General features: G+C 73.0%; 13 protein-coding genes. 8 read left to right on the forward strand and 5 right to left on the reverse strand.

Features of this window, described 5'->3' with window-relative positions:
* The first annotated feature begins 80 nt into the window (after nt 1-80).
* Together BCL76_RS08025 and dnaG are read left to right on the forward strand one after the other, a co-directional pair.
* Entirely contained in the window at nt 81-1,355 is a 1,275-nt protein-coding gene (locus tag BCL76_RS08025; protein ID WP_109778792.1) for an NAD(P)/FAD-dependent oxidoreductase, read from the forward strand.
* Nucleotides 1,356-1,389: 34 nt separating this feature from the next.
* Complete coding sequence (gene dnaG / locus BCL76_RS08030; protein ID WP_109778793.1) at nt 1,390-3,315, forward strand: DNA primase; 1,926 nt, start codon at nt 1,390-1,392, stop codon at nt 3,313-3,315.
* 10 nt (nt 3,316-3,325) lie between these two features.
* On the opposite strand, the gene BCL76_RS08035 is transcribed toward dnaG, so the two are convergent.
* A complete protein-coding gene (locus BCL76_RS08035; protein ID WP_258309427.1) occupies nt 3,326-3,778 on the reverse strand; it encodes a gamma-glutamylcyclotransferase family protein in 453 nt (150 codons plus the stop codon).
* 280 nt (nt 3,779-4,058) lie between these two features.
* Between BCL76_RS08035 and BCL76_RS08040 the strand changes: the two genes are divergently transcribed.
* Nucleotides 4,059-4,601 (forward strand): hypothetical protein, encoded by a 543-nt coding sequence (locus tag BCL76_RS08040; RefSeq protein ID WP_258309428.1) that lies wholly within the window; start codon nt 4,059-4,061, stop codon nt 4,599-4,601.
* Between the two features lie 129 nt (nt 4,602-4,730).
* On the forward strand, nt 4,731-5,459 hold the full coding sequence (locus BCL76_RS08045) for a class F sortase (RefSeq protein ID WP_109778795.1): 729 nt from the start codon (nt 4,731-4,733) through the stop codon (nt 5,457-5,459).
* A 15-nt stretch (nt 5,460-5,474) separates the two neighbouring features.
* On the opposite strand, the gene BCL76_RS08050 is transcribed toward BCL76_RS08045, so the two are convergent.
* The 3 genes from BCL76_RS08050 to BCL76_RS08055 form a co-directional block, all read right to left on the reverse strand.
* Nucleotides 5,475-6,251 carry a sulfite exporter TauE/SafE family protein gene (locus BCL76_RS08050; RefSeq protein ID WP_109778796.1) on the reverse strand — a complete coding sequence of 259 codons (777 nt, stop codon included), beginning with the start codon at nt 6,249-6,251 and terminating at the stop codon, nt 5,475-5,477.
* Nucleotides 6,252-6,287: 36 nt separating this feature from the next.
* On the reverse strand, nt 6,288-6,572 hold the full coding sequence (locus BCL76_RS38480) for a hypothetical protein (protein ID WP_146228342.1): 285 nt from the start codon (nt 6,570-6,572) through the stop codon (nt 6,288-6,290).
* A 62-nt stretch (nt 6,573-6,634) separates the two neighbouring features.
* Nucleotides 6,635-7,930, reverse strand: a complete 1,296-nt coding sequence (locus tag BCL76_RS08055; RefSeq protein ID WP_109778912.1) for a ferredoxin reductase family protein — start codon at nt 7,928-7,930, stop codon at nt 6,635-6,637.
* 157 nt (nt 7,931-8,087) lie between these two features.
* Here BCL76_RS08055 and BCL76_RS08060 point away from each other — a divergent pair, with 157 nt between their 5' ends.
* Genes BCL76_RS08060 through nirD form a run of 3 tightly spaced genes read left to right on the forward strand, consistent with a single transcriptional unit; the run spans nt 8,088 to nt 12,296 of the window.
* A complete protein-coding gene (locus BCL76_RS08060) occupies nt 8,088-9,440 on the forward strand; it encodes an NAD(P)/FAD-dependent oxidoreductase (protein WP_109778797.1) in 1,353 nt (450 codons plus the stop codon).
* A 1-nt stretch (nt 9,441) separates the two neighbouring features.
* Complete coding sequence (gene nirB, locus BCL76_RS08065) at nt 9,442-11,967, forward strand: nitrite reductase large subunit NirB (RefSeq protein WP_109778798.1); 2,526 nt, start codon at nt 9,442-9,444, stop codon at nt 11,965-11,967.
* Nucleotides 11,964-12,296 (forward strand): nitrite reductase small subunit NirD, encoded by a 333-nt coding sequence (gene nirD, locus BCL76_RS08070; RefSeq protein WP_109778799.1) that lies wholly within the window; start codon nt 11,964-11,966, stop codon nt 12,294-12,296. The genes nirB and nirD overlap by 4 nt, the downstream gene beginning before the upstream one ends.
* Before the next feature lie 67 nt (nt 12,297-12,363).
* Here the strand turns inward: nirD and BCL76_RS08075 are convergent, their stop codons facing one another.
* Nucleotides 12,364-12,771, reverse strand: coding sequence for a VOC family protein (locus tag BCL76_RS08075; RefSeq protein ID WP_109778800.1), 408 nt, complete (start codon nt 12,769-12,771; stop codon nt 12,364-12,366).
* 270 nt (nt 12,772-13,041) lie between these two features.
* Between BCL76_RS08075 and BCL76_RS08080 the strand changes: the two genes are divergently transcribed.
* Nucleotides 13,042-14,202 (forward strand): alkaline phosphatase PhoX, encoded by a 1,161-nt coding sequence (locus BCL76_RS08080; protein ID WP_109778801.1) that lies wholly within the window; start codon nt 13,042-13,044, stop codon nt 14,200-14,202.
* Nucleotides 14,203-14,355: the final 153 nt, after the last annotated feature.

Genomic DNA, 14,355 nt, shown 5'->3' on the forward strand with positions numbered 1-14,355 from the left:
CTCCCCCTTCACGCGGCAGGCTCGGTGCGGGACGCTCGCATGTGGTCGCATGTGGCGGAGAGGTTATGAGGAGGCATCAGGTGGTCGACGCACACCGGACATTCGTCATCGTCGGCGCAGGGCTCGCCGGGGCAAAGGCGGCCGAAACGCTGAGGTCCGAGGGGTTCACGGGGCGGGTGATCCTGATCGGCGACGAGCGCGACCACCCCTACGAACGGCCCCCGCTGTCCAAGGGCTATCTGACCGGCAAGGACGAACGGGAGAGCGTCTTCGTCCACGAGCCCTCCTGGTACGCGGCCTCCGACATCGAGCTGCACCTCGGCCAGCCCGCGGTCCACCTCGACCGGGACGCCAAGAAGGTGGTCCTCGGCGACGGCACCGTCCTGCACTACGACAAGCTGCTGCTGGCCACCGGCGCCGAGCCGCGCCGCCTGGACATCCCCGGCACCGACCTGGCCGGGGTGCACCACCTGCGGCGCCTCGCGCACGCCGAACGGCTCAAGGGCGTACTGGCCGGGCTCGGCCGGGACAACGGGCACCTGCTCATCGCGGGCGCCGGGTGGATCGGGCTGGAGGTGGCCGCCGCGGCCCGCGGCTACGGCGCGGAGGTCACCGTCGTCGAGCCGGAGGCCACGCCGCTGCACGCGGTGCTGGGCCCGGAGATCGGCCGGCTCTTCGCGGACCTGCACGGCGATCACGGGGTGCGCTTCCACTTCGGGGCGCGACTGACCGAGATCGTGGGGCACGACGGCATGGTGCTGGCGGCCCGTACCGACGACGGGGAGGAGCACCCGGCGCACGCGGTGCTCTCCGCGATCGGCGCCGCCCCGCGGACCGCGCTCGCCGAGACCGCCGGGCTGGCGCTGGTCGACCGGGAGCACGGCGGCGGGATCGCGGTGGACTCCTCCCTGCGCACCTCCGACCCGGACGTCTACGCGGTCGGGGACGTGGCCGCCGCCCACCACCCGGTGCTGGGGACCCGGCTGCGGGTCGAGCACTGGGCCAACGCGCTGAACGGCGGCCCGGCCGCCGCTCGGGCGATGCTGGGCCAGGAGGTCGGCTACGACCGCGTGCCGTACTTCTTCTCGGACCAGTACGACGTGGGTCTGGAGTACTCGGGGTACGCGCCGGCCGGCGGCTACGACCAGGTGCTGATCCGCGGGGACGCGGGCAAGCGGGAGTTCATCGCCTTCTGGCTGTCGGAGGGACGGGTCCTGGCCGGGATGAACGTGAACGTGTGGGACGTCACCGAGCACATCCAGGCCCTGATCAGGTCGAAGACCCCGGTCAACCGCGAGGCACTGGCGGACCCGTCCATTCCGCTCGACTCCTTGGTAGGGGGCCAGGGGGCCTGACCGAATTGCCGGCGCCCGGCCGTAGACTTCACGGGTGGCAGGACGGATCAACGACGACGACGTGAAGGCGGTACGGGACGCGGTCCCGATCGACGCCGTGGTCTCCGAGTACCTCCAGCTACGGAACGCGGGCGGCGGCAACCTCAAGGGCCTGTGCCCCTTCCACGACGAGAAGTCCCCTTCCTTCCAGGTCAGCCCCAGCAAGGGGCTCTACCACTGCTTCGGCTGCCAGGCGGGCGGGGACACCCTCGACTTCGTCATGAAGATCGACCACCTCTCCTTCTCGGAGGCGGTCGAGCGCCTGGCCGGCCTGGCGGGCATCACCCTGCGGTACGAGGAGGGCGGCTACACCGCCGGCACCAGCGGCCGCGGTGACCGCATCCGGCTGGTCGAGGCGCACAAGGCCGCCGCCCAGTTCTACGTCGACCAGCTCGGCAGCCCCGAGGCGGAGATCGGCCGCAAGTTCCTGGCGGAGCGCGGCTTCGATCAGGCCGCGGCCGCGCACTTCAGCGTGGGGTACAGCCCGGCCGGGTGGGACCACCTGACCCGCTTCCTGCGCGGCAAGGGCTTCACCGACAAGGAACTGATCACCTCCGGGCTCGCCCAGGACAGCCGCAGCGGCAAGCCGATCGACCGCTTCCGCGGCCGGCTCATGTGGCCCATCCGCGAGATCAGCGGCGAGGTGGTCGGCTTCGGCGCGCGCAAGCTGCGCGACGACGACAACGGCCCGAAGTACCTGAACACCCCCGAGACCGCGATCTACAAGAAGTCCCAGGTGCTGTACGGCATCGACCTGGCCAAGAAGGAGATCGCGAAGACCTCCCGGGCCGTGGTCGTCGAGGGCTACACGGACGTGATGGCCTGCCATCTGGCCGGCGTCACCACCGCGATCGCCACCTGCGGCACCGCCTTCGGCGGGGACCACATCAAGATCCTGCGCCGGTTGTTGATGGACAACGCCACCGCCGAGGTGATCTTCACGTTCGACGGCGACGCAGCGGGCCAGAAGGCCGCGCTGCGGGCCTTCGAGGACGACCAGAAGTTCGCCGCGGAGACCTCGATCACCATCGCCCCCGGCGGCATGGACCCGTGCGACCTGCGTCTGGCCCAGGGCGACGCGGCCGTGTCCGGCCTGGTGGAGGCCCGCACGCCGCTGTTCGAGTTCGCGCTGCGGCACATCGTGGCCCGGCACAACCTGGAGAACCCGGCGGGCCGGGCGGCCGCGCTGGACGAGGCGGCGCCCGTGGTCGCCAACATCAAGAACATCGCGATCCAGCACGAGTCGGCGGTCCAGCTGGCGGGCATGCTGGGCATCCGCGACGAGCAGTTCGTGGTCAAGCGGGTCGCCCAGCTGGCGCGCTGGGCCCGCGAGCGCGGCCAGGGCGACGGACCGCAGGGCGGCCGGACCGGCGGGAAGCCGCAGCGGGGCCGCTCGTCCTACGAGGACGTCCCCGCGCCCGCCGCCCAGCCGGCCGGGGGCCCCGCGCTGAACCTGCGCAGCCCGGCCCACCGCACCGAGCGCGAGCTGCTGAAGCTCGCCCTCCAGCGGCCGGCCCTGGTCTCCCCGGCCTTCGACGCGTACGGGATGGACGAGTTCACCGCCCCGCCCTACGCGGCCGTGCGCCAGGCGATCCTGGACGCGGGCGGTGCCTCGCTCGGCGCGGACGACTACCTGGCGCGGGTCCGTGAGGCCGCCCCGAACGACACCGTGCGCGCGCTCGTCACGGAACTGGCGGTCGAGGCCATCCACGCGAAGACGGTGGACGAGATGTACGCGGGGGTCCAGCTGGTGCAGGTGCGGCTGCGCGCCGTGGACCGCCGGGTCCACGAGATCCAGGGCACGCTGTCGCGGCTGGGCCCGCAGGCTCCGCCGGAGCAACTGGCGGCCGTCCAGGAGGAGCTGTGGGTGCTCCAGCAGTACGGTCGGCGGCTGCGCAACCGCGGCGCCGAGGGGCTGTAGCCCGCCTCCGTCAGCCTCGCCGGCGCCCGAACCAGTCGCCGCCGGGGATCCGCGTGCCCGACTCCCGCAGCTCACGGGCGATCAGTGGGGCCGCCAGATAGACCCAGGCGCGGACCGTGGTCCCGTCGGGACGCAGGGCCGGGCGGGCGATCCGGTCGTACATGTTCCCCGGCCGGCCCGGCCCCCCGTACTCCTCCAACCGGTCCAGCTCGGCCAGCAGCCGCCCGTAGGCACCCGGCGCCGCCGTGATCAGCTCGCCGACGACCGCGGCGCCGGGGTGGTGGATCGCGTACGGGTATCCGGGGCCTTCGTAGAGCGCCGCGTCCGGGAGGACGGCCGGTTCCTCCGAAGCCGTGCGGCCGCGCAGGAAGAGGTCGTGGTTGACCTCGCCCGGGCGCAGGGTTCCGTAGACGAAGAACGGGAGCGGATCGCTCGGCTCCGACAGCCGTTCGACCGATGTCACGGGCCCTCCCTGGGATGCGGCGCGGCGGTGCGCGGACGGGCCGGACCTCGTGCCCCTCCCGCGCTCGACCACCGTACGCACCGCTGTCGCACGGCCTCCCGGGCGGGGGGCTTCACCCGGACGGCGCGAGGCGCTCCGATGGCCGCAGCACCGGCTTGACCTGCGGCGACGATCCGCCGGTGGACCACGGGAAGGCATACCTGACGGAACATCAGCAGGCGCGCGGCGGGCGGGCCGGGTTTCCTCGGGAACACGACCCCGTGTCTCCAGGAGAGTCCCCATGCGCCGACGTACCGCACACCTGCTGACCGCGACCGCGCTGACCGCCGTCGCGTTCGCCGGGCCGGTCGCCGGCGCCGTCGCCGCCGCGGAACTCGGCGTGGTGGGCTTCGCCCCCGGGGACTTCGCGCCGCTGGAGGTGTGGCCCAAGTCCGCCGCCCCCGGCGCCACCGTCACCGTGAACACCACCGCCTGCGGCAGTGGCAGTCACGCGGACGGCGATGCCACCACGGTGGGCGGCGGCCGGTTCAAGCTGGTCCCGGGACCCCACAAGGAGGTGGTCGTGGGGCAGTTCCAGATCGCCCACGCCACCCGCGGCGGGACCTTCGGCATCGGCGTGACCTGCGCGAACGGCAAGTTCGCCACCGGAGACCTGATCGTCACCGAACGCGGCCCGCAGGGCCACGTCAACACCGGGGTGGGCGGTGGCACGACCACCACCACCGACCCCACCAAGATCGCGGCGGGGGTGGCCGTACTGGCCGCCGCCGCCGTCGGCGGTACCTGGCTCCTGCGTCGCCGGGCGAGCGGCACGCGGAGCTGACGGACGCCCACCGCGGCTCCGGCCGCGGTCCGACCGGTACCGTCCCCCGTCGCCCGCCCCGCGAGGTCCCCCCGTTCGCGGGGCCGGGCGACGGCCAGTCACCCCGAAACGGAAGCCGAGGGGGTACGCATGGGTGGCGATTTCGGTGACGCGCGAGGCCGCGACCGGCAGCACCGGCCCACCGACGGCGACCGCCCCGGAACCGGAGCGCGCCCCGGGTGGGCGGCGAACCTGGTCGCCCGTACCCCCACCGCCCGCCACGGCGGACTCGTCGCGCTCGCCGCCTGCGTCGGCATCTGGCTCGTGACCAGCGGTTCGCGTGAACCCGTCGGGCCGCCGCTGCCCTCCCCCGCCGAGTCACTGACCGCCGCCGGCGTGGTGGGCCCCGGTATCGCCCCGCTGACCGGTTCCCCACCGGCCCGGATCCGGATCCCCTCCATCCGGGTCGACGCCCCGCTGACCGGGCTCGGCCTGGATCGGCGCGGCAGCCTCGAAGTGCCCCCGCCGGGCCGGCGCGACCTGGCCGGCTGGTACCGCGACGGCACCACACCGGGCGCCACCGGCACGGCCGTCATCGCCGGGCACGTGGACGACGCCGTCGGGCCGGGAGTCTTCTACGACCTGGGCGCGCTGCGCCGCGGTGCCTCCATCGAGATCCCGCGCGCGGACGGCCGTACGGCGGTGTTCACGGTCCACGCGGTCGAGGTCTACGACGCCAAGGCCTTCCCCGACACCCGCGTGTACGGGCCTTCGGCGCGCGCCGAGCTACGGGTGATCACCTGCGGCGGCGGCTTCTCGCCCCGCACGGGCTACCGCGGCAACGTGGTGGTCTTCGCGCACCTCACCGGGACGTACTAGGGATGGTCGGGCCGGTCAGCCCCACTGCTCGATGCCGAGCTTGAGCACGAGCGCACCCACCACCGTCAGCAGCACGCCGCGGACGAAGCCGCTGCCCTTCTTGAGCGCCATACGAGCCCCGATCATCCCGCCGGCCAGGTTGAACACCGCCATCAGCGCGGCCAGCTGCCACAGCACCATGCCCTGGTAGGCGAACATCGCGAGTGCCCCGGCGTTGGTGCAGCAGTTCACGATCTTCGCGGTGGCGGAGGCGGTGACCAGGTCGAGGTGGAGCAGCGCGGTGAGCGCGAGCACCAGGAAGGTGCCGGTGCCGGGCCCGATGAGGCCGTCGTAGAAGCCGATGCCCAGGCCCGCGAGCCCGATGGCGAGCAGGACCCGCTGCCGGCTGACGGGCGCGGTCGAGGGGGCGGTGCCGAAGCCCGGTTTGAAGATCACCACACCCGCGACGATCACGAGGACCACCATGATCAGCGGGCGGAGGGCGTCTTTGCTGATGCCCCCCGCGAGCGCGGCACCACCCATCGAGCCGGCGAGCGCGGCCAGGCCGATGCGGACCGCCAGCTTCACGTCCACCGGGGCCTTGCGGGCGTAGGTCACGGCCGCCCCGGCGGTTCCGACGATGGCCACGGCCTTGTTGGTCCCGAGGACGGTGGCGGGATGGGCGTTCGGCAGTCCGAGCAGGAGCGCGGGCAGGAGCAGCAAACCGCCGCCGCCCACCACCGCGTCGATCCAACCGGCGGCGGCCGCGGCCACGCACAGGACGACGATCATGGTCGTTGATATGTCAGGCACGACCCGACCTTATGGAGCTGTTGGGTGCAGTGGGCATCAATCTCCGGAAAGTTGCGCAAAGGTTGAGCTTTGCCTGGCCGGCACCCGGTCCGGGGCCACCGGAGCCGCCGGGTCCACGACCGCCGTCAGCACGCTCGCGGCCAGCACACCGGCCGCCCCCAACCCCGCCGCCAGCCGCCGCGCGGGCGGTACCGAGGCCAACGCGGCCAGCGCTGCCCGCACCGGCGAGGGGCGCCGCGGCTTGCGATGCCGGGCCACCGCCGCCACCGGAGCCTCGGCGCCGGCAGGTACGGGGAAGGCGACGTGCAACGGGTGACGCATGGGGCGGTGACTCCTCGGAGGAACGCGGGAAGGACAGGCAAGGGGGGTGCGGGGTGCGCGGCTCAGAAGCTGAAGCACTCGACATGGATACGACCGGCCGGCACCCCGGCCCGCAGCAGCGCGGCCCGGGTCGCCTCGGCCATCCCCGGCGGCCCGCACAGGTACACGTCGTGCTCGGCCAGGTCCGGCACCAGGTCGGTCAGCGCCTGCGGGGCCAGCGGATCGTAGGCCGCGCCGGACGGCCCGAGCAGATAGTGCAGACCGGCCTGCCGCTCGGCGGCGATGGCCTCCAGCTCGGCCCGCAGCACGAGGTGCTCCTCGGCTCCTGCCCGATAGAGCAGCGTGATGTCCCCGGGGCCCCCGGGCAGCGTCTCGAACAGGGCCCGCATCGGGGTGATCCCGACCCCGCCCGCGATCAGCAGCACCTTGGGCCTGGTCCGCCGGGCGGCGGTGAGTGCGCCGAACGGCCCGGTGGCCAGCACCCGCGTCCCGGGACGCAGCCGGCGGATCCGCCGGGAGTGGCCGCCGAGCCCCTTCACGGTGATCCGCAGGGCGTTGCCGCGGACCGGCGCGGACAGCGAGAACGGCAGGGCCGTGTGCCACAGCCGCCGCTGGAGGAACCGCCAGCGCAGGAACTGGCCCGGCTCCGCGCGCAGTTCCGCCAGGTGCTGCCCGTACATGACGACGGAGACCACCCCGGGCCCCTCGACCCGGACGTCCGCGACCCGTAGCGCGTGCCGCAGGGCCTGCCGAACGGGGACCACGGCGCGGTACCAGACCAGCAGGACGGCGACCACACTGTGGGCGAGCGCCCAGAACCAGCCGACCGCGGCCAGATCGGGTCCCGCGAGCTGGTGCCCGAAGGCGAGGGCGGCGGCCAGGTGGACGAGCAGGTGCACCCCGCGCCAGGTTTCGTGCGGCACCCGGCGGCGTACCGCCCGGGCGGAGGTCACGCCGACCGCGACCAGGAGGACGGTCCCGGCCGCGGCGGCGGCGAGCGCGGGGTAGCCGAGCAGCTCCGAGACGGCGGAGACCACGTCGGTACCCTCGTGCACGGCATAGCCGAGCAGGGCGAAGAGCCCGTGCCCGAAGACGAGCAGCAGGACGTACCGGCCGCCGAAGGCGTGCCAGCGGGCGAGCCGGTCGACGCCGACCCCGTGCTCCACGGCGGGTACCCGGGCCATCAGGAACAGCAGCACCAGGACCCCGTAACCGGCGAGCAGGCCGGACAGGTGCGCGGCGGTGGCGAACAGCGCGTCGGGCCGGGCCGAGGGCCGTACCTGCGCCGCCCACAGCAGGGTCACCACCCCCGCACCGGCCGACATCCCGCCCCTCACCCGCACCGCCGCATCTCGCATACGGAGCACGCTAAGGGCGCGGACGGCGGCCCTGATGATCCTTAAGGCCGCCTTGAGGAAAGCCTCACCGACCCTTAACCCCGGCGCTGAGGTCGGCGTTCCGTCCGGGTAACAGAGGCGATGTCGTGGGGAAACAGCGGCCCCGCACGCTCGTGGCATGACCTCGGACAAGCGTGTGGTGGTGATCGGCGGCGGCCTCGCGGGCCTACGGCTCGCGCAGCGGCTCGGCCCGGCCGCGGCGGTGACCGTCCTCGGCGAGGAGACCCACGTCCCGTACAACCGGGTCCTGCTCGCCGAGGTCCTCGCGGGCCGGTACGCACCGGAGGTGACGGCCCTGCCGGCACCCGGCCCGGCGCTGCGGCGGGGGGTCCGGGCGGTGCGCGTGGACCGCGACGAGCGGGCCGTGCACTGCGACGACGGCACGGTGGCCCGGTACGACACGCTGGTGCTGGCGACCGGTTCGAACGCGGTGCTCCCGCCGCTGCGCGGACTGTTCGAACCGGAGGGACGGGACCTCCCGGACGGGGTGCACGCCTTCCGCACGATGGACGACTGCCTGGCCCTGTCGGCGGCCGTAGGGCCGGGGACACGCGTGGTGGTGATCGGCGGGGGCCTGCTGGGCGTCTCGGCGACCCGTGCGCTCGCCGCGCGGGGCGCGCAGGTGGTCCTGGCGCAGCAGGGCGAGCGCCTGATGGAACGCCAGCTGGACGCGGACGCCTCCGCCCTGCTCCACACGCACCTGACCGACCTCGGCGTCGAGATCCACACGGAATGCCGGGTCCGCGGCCTGCTCACGACGGGGTCGCCCGCGGGTCCGCTGCCGGGGCTGCGCCCCGGACCCCGCGCCTCGAACGCCGGCGGGGCTGGTTCTTCGGCCCGTCCGGCGTCCGAGGACCGGGTCCGGGCGGAGCCCGGGAAACGGCGGGGCGGAACGGAAACTCCGCGCAAGGTCACCGGGGTCGAACTCGCCGACGGCTACCGCCTCGACGCCGACCTCGTCGTCCTCGCCTGCGGCGTACGTCCCCGCGTCGGCCTCGCCCGGGCCGCCGGGCTGGACGTCCGCACCGGCATCGTGGTCGACGACCACCTCCGCACCAGCGACCCCCGCATCCACGCCGTCGGCGACTGCGCCGAGCACGCCGGCCAGGTGTACGGCCTCGCGGGCGCCGCCCTGGAACAGGCCGACACCCTGGCCGCGGTCCTCACCGGCGAGCCCGCGCGGTACACCGGCACCCGCGCCCTCACCCGCCTCACCCTCACCACCGACGCGGACCGCTCCCTCGATCTCGCCGCCTTCGGCGAGACCACCCCCCGGCCCGGCGACGACGTGGTCCGCCTCGCCGACGCCACCCGCCGCACCTACCGCAAGGTCGTCCTGCGGGGCGACCGCCTCGTCGGCGGCGTACTGCTCGGCGAGCTCTCCACCGTGGGGGCCCTCGCCCGCACCTGGGAGGGCGAGGAACCACCGCACGACCTGTTCCACCTGCTCACCGACGACGGAGGCCACTGACATGACCGAGCCCCTGCCCACGATCGTGCTCATCGGGCACGGCATGGTCGGCCAGCACTACCTCGAAGCACTCGCCGAGCGCGGAGCCACCGCCACGCACCGGATCACCGTGCTCTGCGAGGAGCCCCGGCCCGCCTACGACCGCGTGCACCTGACCTCGTACTTCTCCGGCAGCACCGCCGAGGACCTGTCCATGACGCCCGCCGGGTTCATGGCGGAGCACGGCATCGCCCTCCACCTCGACGACCCCGCCGAGCACATCGACCGGGCCGCCCGTACGGTCACCTCCCGATCCGGGCAGGTGTTCCCGTACGACGTCCTGGTGCTGGCCACCGGCAGCTATCCCTTCGTGCCACCGGTCCCGGGCAAGGACGCCCCCGGCTGCTTCGTCTACCGCACGATCGAGGACCTGCTCGCGATCGAGGAGTACGCGAAGACCAGGAGCTCCGGCGCGGTCGTCGGCGGCGGTCTCCTCGGGCTGGAGGCCGCCGGCGCCCTCCAGGGGCTGGGCCTGGCCACCCGCGTCGTCGAGTTCGCCCCGCGCCTGATGCCCGTACAGGTCGACGAGGGCGGCGGCGCCGCCCTGCTGCGCACCATCGAGTCCATGGGGCTCACCGTCCACACCGGCGTCGGCACCCAGGAGGTGGTGACCGGCGAGGACGGCCACGTCAGCGGCATGCGGCTGTCCGACGGCTCGGTCGTCGACACCGACCTCGTCGTCTTCTCCGCCGGCGTCCGCCCCCGCGACCAGCTGGCCCGCGACGCCGGACTCGACGTCGGCGAGCGCGGCGGCATCGCGGTCGACGCCCGCTGCCGTACCTCCGACGCGCACGTCTACGCCATCGGCGAGTGCGCCCTCGCCGTCGACGGCCGCGTCTACGGACTGGTCGCGCCCGGCTACGAGATGGCCGAGACGGCCGCCGACGATCTGCTCGGCCGCGAGAAGGAATTCACCGGAGCCGACCTCTCCACCAAGCTCAAGCTCCTCGGCGTGGACGTGGCCTCCTTCGGCGACGCCCACGGCACCACCCCGGACAGCCTCGACGTCGTCTGGTCCGACTCCCGCTCCGGGATCTACAAGAAGCTGGTCGTCTCCCCCGACGGCGTCCTCCTCGGCGGGGTGCTGGTCGGCGACGCGGACTCCTACGGCCTGCTGCGCCCGCTCACCGGAAGCGTCCCGCCCGTGTCCCCCGAGCAGCTGGTGCTGCCCGCCGGGGTCGGCGCCCCGGTCGCGCTCGGCCCGTCCTCGCTCCCCGACCACGCGGTGATCTGCTCCTGCCACAACGTCACCAAGAAGGCCATCGCCGCCTGCGCCACCCTCGCCGAGGTCAAGAAGTGCACCAAGGCGGGCACCGGCTGCGGCAGCTGCGTCAAGGTGATCGGACAGCTGCTGCCCGCCGCCACCGACAAGGGACTGTGCGGCTGCTTCCCCTTCACCCGCGCCGAGCTCTACGAGATCGTCCGCACCCGCCGGCTGACCTCGTACCGGGAGATCCTCGACGGGCACGGCCGCCCGGCGGCCCGGGGCGGCGACGGCTGCGAGGTCTGCAAGCCCACCGTCGGCTCGATCATCGCCTCACTCGCCCCGACCCTCGGCGCGAGCGGCTACGTCCTGGACGGGGAGCAGGCCGCCCTCCAGGACACCAACGACCACTTCCTCGCGAACATGCAGCGCAACGGCTCCTACTCGGTCGTCCCGCGCATCCCCGGCGGCGAGATCACCCCCGACAAGCTGATCGTGATCGGCGAGGTGGCCCGCGACTTCGGCCTCTACACGAAGATCACCGGCGGGCAGCGGATCGACCTCTTCGGGGCGAGCGTGGACCAGCTCCCGCGGATCTGGGCGCGGCTCGTCGACGCCGGGTTCGAGTCCGGGCACGCGTACGGGAAGGCGCTGCGCACGGTGAAGTCCTGCGTGGGGCAGACCTGGTGCCGCTACGGGGTCCAGGACAGCGTCCGGATGGCCATCGACCTGGAGCTGCGCTACCGGGGGCTGCGCTCCCCGCACAAGCTCAAGTCGGCGGTCTCCGGCTGCGCCCGCGAGTGCGCGGAGGCGCAGAGCAAGGACTTCGGCGTCATCGCGACGGCGAGTGGCTGGAACCTGTACGTGGGCGGCAACGGCGGGGCCACCCCGCGCCACGCCGACCTGCTGGCCCAGGACCTGTCGGACGCGGAACTGGTCCGACTGATCGACCGGTTCCTGATGTTCTACATCCGCACCGCGGACCGGCTGGAGCGGACCTCTACCTGGCTGGAGCGGTTGGAGGGGGGCCTGGCCCACCTGCGGGACGTGGTCGTGCACGACTCGCTCGGGCTGTGCGCGGAGCTGGAGGCCCTGATGGCCGACCACGTGGCGCACTACCGGGACGAGTGGGCCGAGACGCTCCAGGACCCGGAGCGGCTGCGCCGGTTCGTGTCCTTCGTCAACGCGCCCGGCGCCCCCGACCCGACCGTGAAGTTCGTCCCGGAGCGTGACCAGGTCAAGCCCGACCTGGCCGTCCTGACCATAGGAGGACCCGTCCGATGACCGTGGAACTGAAGGTGGCGCAGGGCTGGCTGACGGTGTGCGAGCTGTCCGCGCTCATCCCCGGGCGCGGGGTGGCGGCGCTGCTGCCGGACGGGAGCCAGGCCGCGGTGTTCGTCGACCGCGCGGGGCGCCCGTACGCCATCGGCAACCAGGACCCCTTCACCGGCGCGCAGGTGCTCTCGCGCGGGCTGGTGGGGACGGCCGGAGGGCGACCCTTCGTGGCCTCCCCGCTGCTCAAGCAGCGCTTCGACCTGGAGTCGGGGCGCTGCCTGGACGACGAGGAGACGGCGGTCCGGACCTACCCGGTGCGAACCGCCGTGACCTCGTGACCTCGTGACCTGGTGACCTCATGACCTCGTGACCGTACGACCTGGCGTACCGCGGGGTGGCGCGTGATCAGCTCTGGACCATCGACGGGTCCATCCACATGATCTCCCAGGTGTGCCCGTCGAGGTCGTCGAAGGCGCGGCCGTACATGACGCCGTGGTCCTGGGCGGGGCGGGGCTCGGTGGCGCCGGCCGCCAGGGCCCCGTCCACCAGCTCGTCGACCGCGGTGCGGCTCTCGGCGCTCAGGCAGATCAGCACCTCGGACGTCTTCGTGGCGTCCGCGATCTCCTTGTGGGTGAAGTCCTTGTAGCGGGCCTCGGTCAGGAGCATCGCGACGATGGTGTCGCTGATGACCATCGAGGCGCAGTTCTCGTCGGTGAACTGGGCGTTGAAGGAGTAGCCCAGCTTGCTCCAGAAGGTCTTGCTGGCGTCCAGGTCCTTGACCGGCAGGTTGACGAAGATCATGGTGGCGGACATCGAGGTCTCTCTTCTCTCGGTACTGCTCGGTACTGCTCGTTGCTGTCGAGAGGTAGACCCCGGGTCCCCCGGAAACTCATCGCTCCCCCACGAAGTTTTTTCGATTTTTCTTTTCTGACCACGAAACCGCAGGTCAGGGAAGTGTCCGTCAAGCGGTCGCTCATGCGTCATGGGGAGTTGGGGCCACGGCAACTGGCGGCTCCTAGGTTCCTCGACGCGTGCGCCCCCGCGTCCGACCGGCCGCGGGGCCTTCCTCCCACAGGAGTGACCGTGGAACGTCGTACCTTCCTGCGCGGTGCGGTGATCGGTTCGTCGGCCGCCGCCTTCGGCGGCACGTTGATGCACGGGGCCGCCTACGCCGCCCCCGCCCAGCCGGGTGCCGGCCCGTACGGGGCGCTCGGCGCGGCCGACGCCAACGGCCTCATGCTCCCCAGCGGCTTCTCCAGCCGGGTCATCGCCCGCTCGGGCCAGACCGTCAGCGGTACCTCGTACACCTGGCACAGCGCTCCTGACGGCGGTGCCTGCTTCGTCGACGGCTCGGGCTGGATCTACGTGTCCAACTCGGAGATCAACCCCTCCGGCGGCGCGAGCGCGGTGAAGTTCAACTCCTCCGGCACCGTCACCGGCGCCTACCGGATCCTCTCCAACACCCGGCAGAACTGCGCGGGCGGCAAGACCCCCTGGAACACCTGGCTGTCCTGCGAGGAGGTCGACCGCGGCTTCGTCTACGAGACCGACCCGTACGGGGTGAACGCGGCCGTGCAGCGCCCCGCGATGGGCCGGTTCAAGCACGAGGCGGCCGCCGCCGACCCGGTGCGCCAGGTCATCTACCTGACCGAGGACGAGACCAGCGGCTGCTTCTACCGCTTCATCCCGACCACCTGGGGCAACCTCTCCTCCGGCACCCTCCAGGTCCTGAAGGCCGGCACCGCCACCTCGGGCTCCTTCACCTGGCAGAACGTCCCGGACCCGGACGGGTCGCCGACCGCGACCCGCAGCCAGGTCTCGGGCTCGAAGAAGTTCAACGGCGGCGAGGGCTGCCACTACGCCAACGACACCGTCTGGTTCACCACGAAGGGCGACAACCGGGTCTGGCAGCTGAACCTCACCAACAGCACGTACGAGCTGGCCTACGACGACTCGCTCGTGCCCGGCGGCGCGGCCCCGCTGACCGGCGTGGACAACGTCACCGGGTCCTCCTACGGCGACCTGTACGTCGCCGAGGACGGCGGCAACATGGAGATCTGTGTGATCACCCCGGACGACGTGGTGGCGCCCTTCCTGCGGATCACCGGCCAGTCCTCCTCCGAGATCACCGGCCCCGCCTTCTCCCCCGCCGGCAACCGCCTCTACTTCTCCAGCCAGCGCGGCACGAGCGGAAGCTCCTCGGGCGGCATCACCTACGAGGTCACGGGCCCCTTCCGCACCTGACCCTCCCAGCCCCGCTCTCCCCAGCCCCGCCGGCCTCTCCAGCCCCGCCGGCGTTTGAGGCGCGGGGGCTCGGGGGCAGCGCCCCCGCAACGGACCGGCACCCGCACAACCGCCGCACCCCCACGGGCAACCCCGCAGGGGTGCGGCGGCCGC

The sequence above is a fragment of the Streptomyces sp. CG 926 genome, assembly GCF_003148825.1.
Taxonomy (GTDB): domain Bacteria; phylum Actinomycetota; class Actinomycetes; order Streptomycetales; family Streptomycetaceae; genus Streptomyces.

Excerpts from the sequence above, each read along its gene's own strand:
- BCL76_RS08055 (WP_109778912.1), bottom strand. The coding sequence starts at position 7,930 with ATGCGAGATGCGGCGGTGCGGGTGAGGGGCGGGATGTCGGCCGGTGCG.
- nirB (WP_109778798.1), top strand. The coding sequence starts at position 9,442 with ATGACCGAGCCCCTGCCCACGATCGTGCTCATCGGGCACGGCATGGTC.
- BCL76_RS08075 (WP_109778800.1), bottom strand. The coding sequence starts at position 12,771 with ATGTCCGCCACCATGATCTTCGTCAACCTGCCGGTCAAGGACCTGGAC.
- BCL76_RS08040 (WP_258309428.1), top strand. The coding sequence starts at position 4,059 with ATGCGCCGACGTACCGCACACCTGCTGACCGCGACCGCGCTGACCGCC.
- BCL76_RS08045 (WP_109778795.1), top strand. The coding sequence starts at position 4,731 with ATGGGTGGCGATTTCGGTGACGCGCGAGGCCGCGACCGGCAGCACCGG.
- nirD (WP_109778799.1), top strand. The coding sequence starts at position 11,964 with ATGACCGTGGAACTGAAGGTGGCGCAGGGCTGGCTGACGGTGTGCGAG.
- BCL76_RS08060 (WP_109778797.1), top strand. The coding sequence starts at position 8,088 with ATGACCTCGGACAAGCGTGTGGTGGTGATCGGCGGCGGCCTCGCGGGC.
- BCL76_RS38480 (WP_146228342.1), bottom strand. The coding sequence starts at position 6,572 with ATGCGTCACCCGTTGCACGTCGCCTTCCCCGTACCTGCCGGCGCCGAG.